The 11,333-nt window shown below is 45.4% G+C and carries 10 protein-coding genes and 1 other annotated feature; of the genes, 1 reads left to right on the forward strand and 9 read right to left on the reverse strand.

Translation table 11 applies throughout. From position 1 onward, the window contains the following. Positions 1-88 precede the first annotated feature (88 nt). From IFO66_RS08215 to IFO66_RS08250, 8 genes are all read right to left on the reverse strand, one after another. A complete protein-coding gene (locus tag IFO66_RS08215) occupies positions 89-355 on the reverse strand; it encodes a hypothetical protein (protein ID WP_192024695.1) in 267 nt (88 codons plus the stop codon). Between the two features lie 411 nt (positions 356-766). Next, complete coding sequence (gene groL, locus IFO66_RS08220) at positions 767-2,395, reverse strand: chaperonin GroEL (protein ID WP_028593285.1); 1,629 nt, start codon at positions 2,393-2,395, stop codon at positions 767-769. A gap of 93 nt (positions 2,396-2,488) precedes the next feature. After that, positions 2,489-2,770, reverse strand: coding sequence for a co-chaperone GroES (gene groES, locus IFO66_RS08225; RefSeq protein WP_028593286.1), 282 nt, complete (start codon positions 2,768-2,770; stop codon positions 2,489-2,491). 326 nt (positions 2,771-3,096) lie between these two features. Then, positions 3,097-3,879 carry a twin-arginine translocase subunit TatC gene (gene tatC / locus IFO66_RS08230; RefSeq protein ID WP_192024696.1) on the reverse strand — a complete coding sequence of 261 codons (783 nt, stop codon included), beginning with the start codon at positions 3,877-3,879 and terminating at the stop codon, positions 3,097-3,099. A gap of 69 nt (positions 3,880-3,948) precedes the next feature. Next, the gene (locus tag IFO66_RS08235) at positions 3,949-4,248 is read right to left on the reverse strand and encodes a twin-arginine translocase TatA/TatE family subunit (RefSeq protein WP_036604299.1); all 300 of its coding nucleotides are present in this window, start codon (positions 4,246-4,248) and stop codon (positions 3,949-3,951) included. A gap of 155 nt (positions 4,249-4,403) precedes the next feature. Beyond that, complete coding sequence (locus IFO66_RS08240; protein ID WP_192024697.1) at positions 4,404-4,895, reverse strand: MogA/MoaB family molybdenum cofactor biosynthesis protein; 492 nt, start codon at positions 4,893-4,895, stop codon at positions 4,404-4,406. Between the two features lie 27 nt (positions 4,896-4,922). After that, complete coding sequence (gene moaC / locus IFO66_RS08245) at positions 4,923-5,405, reverse strand: cyclic pyranopterin monophosphate synthase MoaC (protein ID WP_192024698.1); 483 nt, start codon at positions 5,403-5,405, stop codon at positions 4,923-4,925. Between the two features lie 3 nt (positions 5,406-5,408). Then, complete coding sequence (locus tag IFO66_RS08250; protein WP_192024699.1) at positions 5,409-6,083, reverse strand: 5-formyltetrahydrofolate cyclo-ligase; 675 nt, start codon at positions 6,081-6,083, stop codon at positions 5,409-5,411. Positions 6,084-6,312: 229 nt separating this feature from the next. Between IFO66_RS08250 and IFO66_RS08255 the strand changes: the two genes are divergently transcribed. Next, positions 6,313-8,298 carry an ABC-F family ATP-binding cassette domain-containing protein gene (locus IFO66_RS08255; RefSeq protein ID WP_192024700.1) on the forward strand — a complete coding sequence of 662 codons (1,986 nt, stop codon included), beginning with the start codon at positions 6,313-6,315 and terminating at the stop codon, positions 8,296-8,298. 542 nt (positions 8,299-8,840) lie between these two features. Here IFO66_RS08255 and IFO66_RS08260 read toward each other — a convergent pair. Continuing rightward, positions 8,841-10,451: a 2-isopropylmalate synthase gene (locus IFO66_RS08260; RefSeq protein ID WP_225445607.1), complete on the reverse strand. Its 1,611-nt coding sequence runs from the start codon at positions 10,449-10,451 to the stop codon at positions 8,841-8,843. Between the two features lie 102 nt (positions 10,452-10,553). After that, positions 10,554-10,810: a binding site (T-box leader), on the reverse strand. Between the last annotated feature and the right edge of the window lie 523 nt (positions 10,811-11,333).

Raw genomic sequence — 11,333 nt, forward strand, 5'->3', positions numbered from 1 at the left:
TTGTCTCTTAAATTCAGCAGTAAATGTACGTCTTTGTCTTGGCATAGTAGATCCGCTCCTAGTTATGATGTGTTTATTCTACTAGCCCTTATTTTTTCTGTCCAACTAAGTGTAGCCTATCCACTATTGCAACTAATGTCGAAATCATTGAAGTTACTATTGAACTTAGTTTATAAGTTTCTACTAAAGCTGTAAGTTCTGTTCTCATTACCGTCAATTCTTTAGTACTAAATTTATTTATGTTTCTCTCAACCACCTGCAAATACTCATTAGATTCCTTAAGGTTTTTCCTCTTCAATTTGGAATAATTCAGTAATTCAAGGTATTTATCTACTTGAGAAGTTCCCAATCCCATCTTTCTAATTCCTTTCAATATAGATTTTTCAGTCCTTTCACATAACGTCTTATTAACGAATTTCGCAAATATTTTCATATACAGTATTCAAAAAATCACTAAGTTATACTGTCTCTATTACAACAAACGAATGTTTACCTAGAACTTCTGTGCAATACTAACCATTCATATTAGCATAATTTGATAACTTTATAGCTTCTGATATTCACCTTGGTCTTTCTTTCAAATCATACGATCATCAAGATATCTTGAAATGCGAACATTTAAAAAAAGACCACCCCTTAATAAGATTATTAAGAAGTGGTCTTTCATCATTTATAAAATGTAACAGTGACTGCTGCATAAACTCTCGTTCAATTTAAACGAAAATTCACTCTGCTAGGTACATGATACAAGGACTAGAAGTCCCTATTACATCATGCCGCCCATTCCACCCATGCCGCCCATATCAGGCATGCCTGGTTTGTTCTCTTCTGGCTTGTCAGCGATTACCGCTTCAGTCGTCAAGAACATAGCTGCAACGGAAGCAGCGTGCTGCAATGCAGAACGAGTTACTTTTGCAGGGTCTACGATACCTGTGTCAAGCATGTTAACCCACTCGCCTGTAGCTGCATTGTAACCAATGCCAACTTTCTCGTTCTTCAAGCGCTCAACGATAACGGAGCCTTCTTGACCAGCATTTTCAGCAATTGTGCGAACTGGTGCTTCAAGAGCACGCAATACAAGGTTAACACCTGTTTGCTCGTCGCCACCAACTTGAACTGCATTAACTGCATTGTATACGTTCAAGAGTGCAGTACCACCACCAGCTACGATACCCTCTTCAACTGCTGCGCGAGTTGCGTTAAGAGCATCTTCGATGCGGAGCTTGCGCTCTTTCAATTCTGTTTCAGTAGCTGCGCCGACTTTGATAACTGCTACGCCGCCAGCCAATTTAGCCAAGCGCTCTTGCAATTTCTCTTTGTCGAACTCGGAAGTTGTTTCTTCCAATTGCGTACGGATTTGCTTAACGCGAGCGTCGATATCGGATTTCTCACCGTTACCGTCTACGATAATTGTGTTCTCTTTAGTCACGCGGATTTGACGCGCGGAACCAAGTTGCTCCACAGTTGTAGATTTCAACTCAAGACCAAGCTCTTCTGTAATCACTTGACCACCAGTCAATGCAGCGATGTCTTGCAACATTGCTTTACGACGATCGCCGAAGCCTGGAGCTTTAACAGCTACGCAAGTGAATGTTCCACGAAGTTTGTTCACAACAAGCGTAGCAAGTGCTTCGCCTTCAAGATCTTCAGCGATGATAACAAGCTGCTTACCTTGTTGAACCACTTTCTCAAGAACAGGAAGAATCTCTTGAATGTTGGAGATCTTCTTATCTGTAATCAAGATGTATGCATTGTCAAGAACCGCTTCCATCTTGTCTGTGTCTGTAATCATGTAAGGAGAGATGTAGCCGCGGTCGAACTGCATACCTTCAACTACTTCTAGCTCCGTAGAGAAGCCTTTGGACTCTTCTACTGTAATAACGCCGTCTTTGCCGACTTTCTCCATCGCTTCAGCGATCAATTGGCCAACTTCGTCGTCAGCAGCGGAAATTGCAGCTACTTGAGCGATGCTTTGCTTGCCTTGGATAGGCTTCGCAATAGACTTCAACTCTTCTACTGCAGCTTTAACTGCTTTCTCGATACCTTTGCGAAGAACCATAGGGTTCGCGCCAGCAGTAACGTTCTTCAAGCCTTCGCGAATCATCGCTTGAGCAAGAACTGTCGCTGTAGTTGTACCGTCACCAGCAACATCGTTAGTCTTAGTAGCTACTTCTTTAACGAGTTGAGCACCCATGTTCTCGAATGCATCTTCAAGCTCGATTTCTTTAGCGATTGTTACACCGTCATTCGTGATAAGCGGAGATCCGAATTTCTTCTCCAATACCACGTTGCGGCCTTTAGGTCCAAGTGTAACTTTAACAGCGTTAGCAAGTGTATCTACACCACGAAGCATCGCACGGCGTGCGTCTTCTGAGAACTTGATTTCTTTAGCCATTAGGAAACCCTCCCTGAATCGTTCAAATTGGTCGTGCTATATTTATCCCGCCGCTCCCGACGGTCTCATTTACAAGTAAGTATGTGCGAGCAGTTACCCAAGAATAGCGTGAATGTCGCTTTCTTTCATAATCAAATACTCTTTGCCTTCGAATTTGATCTCTGTGCCAGCATATTTAGAGAAGATGACACGATCGCCTTCTTGTACTTCAAGCGGAATACGTTGACCGTCTTTGATTGCACCGCTACCTACTGCTACTACACGGCCTTCTTGCGGCTTTTCCTTAGCTGTATCTGGCAATACGATACCAAATGCAGTCGTTTCTTCTTTCGCGATTGCTTCGATCAATACGCGTTCACCTAAAGGTTTGATCATGAAAAATAGCCTCCTTCTAACTGAAAAGGTTATATAGTTAGAGCAACAGCTACATTAAGCAGCGCGCTCCAGTAAACCACTTTGTCATTATTAGCACTCGTAATCGGTTAGTGCTAATAACAATCTCTATGATACTGATTTTATGTCTAGTTTGCAAGTAGTAAGCCAGCATTTTTTATAATAAAAATGCCTTGCGAGCCTATCCGTCACGTTCCGACACTACTTACAAACACCTTCACCATCATACCCGAAAACGTACGAAAAAAAACAACCCAAGCCACTTGTAAGCAATGTCGCTTGTTATGGCTTGAGCTGAGAGATCGTGTCTATGTTGCAGAATGCGGATGTCCTGCCTCAAACTCTTCTTCCCACGCCTTATCTCTAGCAAGCTGATTGCGATAGATAAAGGAAGATAACAGCACACTGAATTCATACAGCAATATAAGTGGAATCGTTATCAAAAAATCTGATATAAAATCTGGAGGTGATATGGACACCCCGATAAGCACCAATCCGAAGTAAGCAAACCGCCGCATTTTGCGCAGCCGCAGCGGATTCAAGATCCGTATAGCCGTCAAAAACATAATTACCAAGGGCAGCTCAAACAGTAAAGCCATCGGCAGTACAAGATTAAACAAGAACGTTAAGTAATGTGTAATCCCATACAGCTCTTGCAACCCTAGCTGTTGATTCACATTCGCTGTGAACTGAAACGCCATCGGTGCAACAATATAGTAAGCGAAGCACATCCCTGCAATAAATAATACAAATACGAAAGGTATGTACTTCAACGTTGCCCTTTGCTCATGCTTCCTTAAGCCCGGACTAACGAATGCCCAGAGCTGGTACATGATGAAAGGAAGCGTTAACGATAAGGCGACGAGAAATGCAAACTTCATATAAATACCTACACCGTCCCAAGGTGAAAAACTCTTGAACGTGTAGGTATCAGCCGGAGGTCGGCTAATCACGTATTGGAATAGCGGTTCCGCCAAAAAGAAACCGCCGATTAGTCCGGCGATTAGCACAGCCACAATATACATAATTCGTCTGCGTAGCTCCGTAATATGCTCGATAACAGATAACTGTTGTTCAGTATCTTGCGACATGCTTACACACCAACCTGTTCTTGCCGTATTCCGCACAACGCTGCTTCACGCCATGATGTCCAAGTCCAATTATTCTGGCAGGCGACGTGATGTGCTGGGCTGACTTGGCGGTTCGCTGGACAGTGATGCGGCTTGTCCATTCGAAACGTTAGCAGATGAAGACAGCACTGTGGATTCGGATGAAACTTCCTTGCGCTCCGTACCCTTGTTATCCTCATCGTCTCGCATAACATCACGTGCGCCAGCCTTGAATTCACGAAGTGTCCGACCGAATGCACGGCCAAGTTCAGGCAGCTTGTTAGGTCCGAACAGCAGTAAAGCCAAGATCAAAATGAGAATAAGTCCTGGAATACCTATACCGGATGGCATACCTGGATCGACTCCTTTCACCCATGTCTACATACAAATGCTGTAATCATCATACCACAACATTCGCCTATAAAATACCAACTTTTATTGTAGATGAGCAAAAGAAATCATTTTATAGCCATCACTTGCACGTAAATGAAATTGGCAGGGGTGATTTAGTCATGATCATGGTAACGTCCGCTCGCTACTTCTAGGGCATGAGGCAGTTGATCAATAACGGCCATTAAGTTATCGTGGACGCCTTTTGGGCTTCCTGGCAGATTGAGGATGAGCGTGCGATTGCGAATGCCGCACACACCGCGAGACAGCATAGCTCTGCGCGTCTTCTGCATAGACGTAAATCGCATTGCTTCTGCTATGCCGGGCACGATCCGATCTATTACCTTAAGTGTCGCTTCAGGTGTCACATCTCGGGGAGCAAGACCTGTACCGCCTGTGGTCAGAATCAAATCTGCTTTATAATAATCCGCCATTTCAATTAAGGAGGCTGAAATATCATTCATCTCATCTGGCACGATGCGATAGTCCACGATAACACCGCCCAACTCCTCTTCTACCAATTCACGAATCACCTGTGCGCTCGTATCTTCCCGTTCACCGCGTGATCCTTTATCGCTTGCGGTCAATAGCGCTACTTTCCAATTCATAACCAATCCTCCTCCCGACCGTTAACCTTACTGCTCGTCCTCAACCCGATAGTCGCCATTCTTTCCACCTGACTTCTCAACGAGGTAAGTCGGTCCTATGACGATATCTTTTTGGAGAGCTTTGCACATATCATATACCGTAAGCGCAGCTGCGGAAACCGCCGTCAGCGCTTCCATTTCGACGCCAGTCTTACCTGTCGTCTTCACTTCCGCTTCTATAGTCAATGTATCTTCATCGTTGTCTGAGAACGTAATATTCATACCTGTAAGCATAAGAGGATGGCACATTGGAATCCATTGCGCTGTCTGTTTGCCAGCCATAATACCAGCTACTTGCGCAACCGCCAGCACGTCCCCTTTTTCTATCTGACCTTGCTTAATACGCTGGAGCGTCACTGGGTTCATACGAACGGTCGTGCGAGCTGTAGCTATGCGCTTCGTAACATCTTTGCTCGTAATATCAACCATCTTCGCATGGCCTTGCTCGTTAAAATGCGTCAACACGTCCATCTTTCACCGATCCTTCCCACAAGCTATGCCTGCATAAGTCCATTGTACACCATCTGGGCAAATTATGAGATGTACAGGCACATCATGGTTCTCCATCGGTACGTTGGCTACCTGCTGCCACTCATAAATAAGCGCAGCGATATAAGGTAGTTCCTCCCGTTTGTGCTGCAGCTTCGCTAAGAAGCGGTCATAATAGCCCGCCCCCATGCCAATTCTGCCCCCAGCTAGGTCGAATCCTAACCCTGGCACGAGCACAGCATCGACATCAACGAGTTGTTCAGCTCTTAGTGCAGGAACCGTATGTTCCGGCTCTTGGATGCCATACAATCCCGTCTGCATCTTGCCTTCAGGGTGCCAAGCATGCCAGCTCATCTCGCGGTTTGCTTGATGTGTAATAGGGACGTAGACCTCATTTCCCTCTTGAGCAAGCACTGCAAGCAAAGGCACGATATCCAGCTCTTGTCCAAATGGCATATAGGCAAGCACCCGCAGCGGTCTATTGGCATCCTGCCGTAACTGCCTGAGCCAGCGTTCAGCATGCATACAGGCTTCAGCACTTGCTTGCTTACGTTCTTGAACCGTCACTGCTGATCGACGCGACTTTAGCTGAACACGAAGCGCATGTTTCGAAGAAGTAGAAGAAGCAAGTTGACGCTCATCTTCATTAAGCTCTACCAATAGCTCATACCTCCTGCCAAGTTAAACATAGCTATCTTTCGCAGCACATGAAGTCATTGGTTTATGTTTATATGTTTATTTATGAACACTTCTATAAGCACGTTACTAATTTTCTTCTTTAAGTGTATCACCCTTCCGTCGCTACGGCTAGCAATGTACGAACGTTTGTGGTCGTTTTCCAATAATTCATGTACACTATAATCAGCTAGTGATACGGAGGAGAATTAGTATGCTGCTTCAAGTAAACAAAGTTACGAAATACTACGGCATTACGCCTGTGTTAACCGATATATCTTTTCATATTCAAGCCCGTGAAAGAATGGGTTTAGTTGGAGTCAACGGCGCAGGCAAGTCTACCCTGCTTAAAATTATTGCCGATGAGCTGTCTCCCGATTCAGGGCATGTGTACAAAGCCAAGGAAACGACAATCGGTTACTTGGCTCAAAATAGCGGATTGCAATCCAATTTGTCCATCTGGGATGAAATGATCAGCGTATTCCAGCATCTAATCGAAGCTGAGGCTGAACTGCGCGAATTGGAGAAGCAAATTGCCGATCCAGAGCTAGCTCAAGATGCTGCTCGTTATGAAGAAACGATGCACCGCTATTCAGAACGATCCGATTGGTTCCGAGAACAGAATGGCTATGCTATGGAAGCTCGCGTTCGCGGCATTCTTCACGGCATGGGCTTCGGTTCCATGGACCCGAACACGCTCATTCATACATTAAGCGGCGGGCAAAAGACACGACTTGCCTTGGCGCGCATGCTGCTGCAGCAGCCAGATATCCTGTTGCTGGATGAGCCTACGAACCACTTGGACATCGATACGCTAACATGGTTGGAGCAATACCTTCGCTCCTATCCGAGTGCTGTACTCGTCGTATCTCACGACCGCTACTTCTTAGATGCTATGGTGACGGGTATCGTGCAGATTGAGCGCAATCATGCGAAGCGCTACACGGGTAATTACAGTAGATATATGGAATTGAAAGCTGCTGAATACGAGCAAGAGTTGAAACAATACGAGAAGCAGCAAGAAGATATTGCGAAAATGGAAGCATTCGTACAGCGCAATATTGTTCGCGCTTCAACAACGAAACGTGCTCAAAGCCGCCGAAAAGCATTGGAGCGTATGGATCGTATCGACAAGCCATTAGGCGATCTGAAGCGAGCTTCGTTCTCCTTTGAGATTACACGAACGAGTGGACGTGACGTACTGCGCTTGAAAGATGCATCGGTTTCTTATGAACCTAACAAGCCGTTATTCAAAGATGTCGATCTCAATCTCGATCGTGGTGAAACGGTAGCCTTGATCGGACCTAACGGGATTGGTAAATCAACATTGCTTAAGAGCCTTATCGGCAAACATAAGTTGGATAAAGGACAGTTCCAATGGGGGACTCATGTATCCATTGGCTACTATGATCAAGAACAAGAAGCACTGAACCCAAACAATACTGCTCTAGAGGAAGTGTGGAGTTCATTTCCACACCTAGATGAAGTGCGAATTCGTACAGTGCTTGGTAGCTTCTTATTTAGCGGAGATGATGTGCTCAAGCTGGTTGGCTCGCTAAGTGGCGGCGAGAAGGCTCGTGTAGCTTTAGCCAAGCTAATGCTGCTGCAAGCCAACATGCTCATTCTAGATGAGCCGACGAACCATCTTGATTTATTCAGTAAGGAAGTGCTAGAAGCTGCCTTAATGGACTACGAAGGCACATTACTGTTCATTTCACACGACCGTTATTTCTTAAATAAAATGGCAGAACGCGTTGTCGAATTGACACCACAGGGTGCCACTTCATACTTCGGTAACTACGATGATTATATAACGAAGAAGCAGGAGCTGGAAGAAGATGCTTCGGAGCTGGAGCAGCGTGGAAAGACGCCTCCTGCTACTGTCCACACGTCAACTTCTCCTGCCTCTAACTCATCTGCTAGTAGTGATGCTGCTGGAGATACAGCAGGACGTTCTGGTGCAGCCCAATACGAGTTGGACAAGCAGAAGCAGCGCGAAGAGCGCGCTCGCCAGCGCAAAGCGGAACAGCTGGAAGCAAAAATTGCAGAGCTGGAGTCGGAAATCGAACAGTTGGAAACGGAATTGGCTGATCCTGAAGTTTATAACGACTATGTTCGAGTGCAAGAGATTCAAGAACAATTGCAGCAAAAGAAATCTCAGTTGGAACAGCAATATGCAGACTGGGAAGCTTGTATGTAATCTGACATCTATATCGTATGTCCTTGTGCAATTGACATGACCCTCGGAAAATGTCGTAAATAAATAGAGAGCCGACTGTAATCGTACGCTACGAAAATACAGTGGGCTCTCTATTTTTCATTTTCCACCATCTGAAGAGGAAAATTGTGGATAGAAAATCTTATTCACAACATAAAATGGATGTATTTACATTCCATTCATAATCGAGAGCTTCCAAACTCGCTTAATACCAGCATTTACAATAAGATATCCAATCTTATCCACCGTTTTATGCACACTATCCACAATCTTGAAAATACTTTGTGAAAAAATGATCCCCTATTTTCTTCGTATCCAACTCCTTATGGAAGTTAGCTCCATGGTACTTTTCCCCATTAAATATCTAATATGTGGATAACTATTATCCACATGAAAAATGTCACACTTTGTCGCTTTAACTCTATTCTCGCATGTTCGCGCCCACTGGACGGTTCATTTTTGCACATGAGCCTCGCACAACATGTTGTACACCCTTTCTGCAGATATACTTCATCCAGCTCCAACTATCCTTGTACCGTAGACTTTTGCGAATCCGTTGCTTCACTATCTAACAACCCAGCACTGCTCCAAGCTTGATTGCATGCGGCCATATAAGCCTCTGCTATCGCAAGCATGATGTCGCAATGTGCAGCAGTTCCACGATAGGAATGACCATTCACCTGTACTGTAACTGCGGCTTCACCCACTGCCTCTTCACCAGATGTAAGGGAATGCAGCTCCAAATCCTCAAAGCCAATCTCATTGCCATGCGCCTGCTGCATCGCTCGAATCAACGCCTCTACAGGGCCTGCTCCGATCCCTGCATATGTGTACTCCTTTTGTTCATGAATATTGAAGATCGTGACGCTTGCCACTCTTGCGCGGGAGGTGCCTGCTACTACCTGCACATCAACGAGCTTGTAACGACCCCACTCTTGATCAAGCGCTTCACCTACGCAGGTCAACAATTGTTGATCGGTCACTACTTTTTGGTTGTCAGCAAATTGCTTGAAACGATCATACACATCATTAAGTTGATCCGCATTTAGTTCAATACCATACTGGCTTACTTTGTGCTTGATCGCATGTCGTCCTGAATGCTTGCCCAGTACGATCAGCTCATGCGGAATGCCAAGACGGACAGGGTCCATAATTTCATACGTGTTGCGGTTCTTTAACAGTCCGTCCTGATGGATACCAGACTCATGCTGGAACGCATTACGACCGACGACTGGCTTGTTAAATGCAATTGGCATATGCATCATGCGACTTACGCTGCGAGAAACTTCGTACAAATGCTCCATCCGGACATTCGTTTCAAGCTGCCAATAATCTTTACGCGTATCAAGTGCCATGACCAGCTCTTCCAATGCACAGTTGCCCGTACGCTCGCCGACACCGTTGACGGTTACTTCGATTTGGTTCGCGCCAGCTTCAATCGCAGCAAGGCTGTTCGCCACGGCAAGGCCAAGGTCATTATGGCAGTGCGCGCTGAAGCATACGTTCTCAGCGCCACGTGCTTCCCGGCGAACGAAACGGAACATTTCGCCGAATTCATGCGGCATGGCATACCCGACCGTGTCGGGCAAGTTGATAATGCCGGCGCCTTCCTCGATGGCGGCTTCTACTAGCTCCGCCAAGTAGCTCTGTTCAGCACGCGTAGCATCCATCGCGCTGAACTCGACGCAGTCGACGAATTGGCGCGCATAAGCGACCATTTCGCGCGTGCGCTGCTTGACTTCGGCACGCGTCATGCGCAGCTGATGCGTGAGATGAATGTCAGACGCGGAGATGAACAAGTGAATGCGGCGCTTTGCTGCATCCGCAGTTGCTTTTACTGCCGCGTCGATATCTCCGCGCACGGCACGCGCGAATCCGCAAACTTCGACCTGCGGATAAAGGCGGGATATACGCTGCACCGCCTCAAATTCCCCTGGGCTGGAAACAGGGAACCCAGGCTCCAACACATCTACACCCAAGCGCACCAACTTATCTGCGAGCAGCAGCTTCTGCTCGAATTGTAGTGCTGCGCCTGGCGCTTGTTCCCCGTCTCTCAACGTCGTATCAAAAATCGAAATGTGTCTCTTTACCTCGTTCATTACTTGACCTTTACCCGTAAAATTAGTGTTCGACATGTTCATGCTCCTCGCTTTCGTGTATATGGATTTTGATTGGAATACAGAATTTATCGTTAGTGAAACGAATGCCGCAAGTACAAAAAACAGGCCTGCCATCTCCTAAGAGACGACAGACCTGCCGCGGTACCACTCTTGTTGGAACACGTGTTGGCTGTATCAGCCTCGTATTCCCCCTTATCCTCATAACGGCGAGGTTCCGGAACGACCTACTTCAACTTGTCGCATTGCGCGACAGCGGATGAAAATCAGCCACTCTTGCTCCCAAGCGAGTTCGAACGTCTCCCTACTGCGTTGCACCGTCCCGCAGCTCTCTGAAAAGGCGATATCGTTCTACTACTCCTGTTCATTGCATGTATTCAAGGTATGTGATTGTAATTGTATCTTGTTAAATTTGATATGGATTGATGTGGATTACGTGTCTTCTAAGTTGCTGCATATAAGCTGTGTTATAAGTTATCTTGTCATACTGAAATTGTAAGTACGTATTATTCGGTTGTTGCTATTTATTTGTCTACTTTTTAGAACTGTCCACTTATGATGGATTTTTGATAATAAATGTCTTTCAAATAATGGACACTATTTTCGTTAAAGAAGTAGTCTGCTCAAATTTGTGATGTACCATATATAGTGCCTACTTTGATGGAAAACACCATATACAGCAGTCATTTTATTTGGAGCAGCTATCAACCATGTATTGCCTGGTGTCCACCTTTGTATGGACATTTCCACACATTGTCCACGTGATAAGTACATTCCCTAGCCGATTCAGCCAAGAATCTCTATTTTAGATTTAGATTTAGATTTTGTACTATGGTTTATGTGTTTATGTGTTTATGTGTTTATGTGTTTATGTGTTTGTGTGTTTGTGTGTTTGTGTGT

Origin of the sequence: Paenibacillus arenosi, from assembly GCF_014841135.1 — a bacterium.
GTDB classification, from domain to species: domain Bacteria; phylum Bacillota; class Bacilli; order Paenibacillales; family Paenibacillaceae; genus Paenibacillus_B; species Paenibacillus_B arenosi.

Coding starts and splice junctions, on each gene's coding strand:
- IFO66_RS08215 (WP_192024695.1), bottom strand. CDS start 355: ATGGGATTGGGAACTTCTCAAGTAGATAAATACCTTGAATTACTGAAT.
- groL (WP_028593285.1), bottom strand. CDS start 2,395: ATGGCTAAAGAAATCAAGTTCTCAGAAGACGCACGCCGTGCGATGCTT.
- groES (WP_028593286.1), bottom strand. CDS start 2,770: ATGATCAAACCTTTAGGTGAACGCGTATTGATCGAAGCAATCGCGAAA.
- tatC (WP_192024696.1), bottom strand. CDS start 3,879: ATGTCGCAAGATACTGAACAACAGTTATCTGTTATCGAGCATATTACG.
- IFO66_RS08235 (WP_036604299.1), bottom strand. CDS start 4,248: ATGCCATCCGGTATAGGTATTCCAGGACTTATTCTCATTTTGATCTTG.
- IFO66_RS08240 (WP_192024697.1), bottom strand. CDS start 4,895: ATGAATTGGAAAGTAGCGCTATTGACCGCAAGCGATAAAGGATCACGC.
- moaC (WP_192024698.1), bottom strand. CDS start 5,405: ATGGACGTGTTGACGCATTTTAACGAGCAAGGCCATGCGAAGATGGTT.
- IFO66_RS08255 (WP_192024700.1), top strand. CDS start 6,313: ATGCTGCTTCAAGTAAACAAAGTTACGAAATACTACGGCATTACGCCT.
- IFO66_RS08260 (WP_225445607.1), bottom strand. CDS start 10,451: ATGTCGAACACTAATTTTACGGGTAAAGGTCAAGTAATGAACGAGGTA.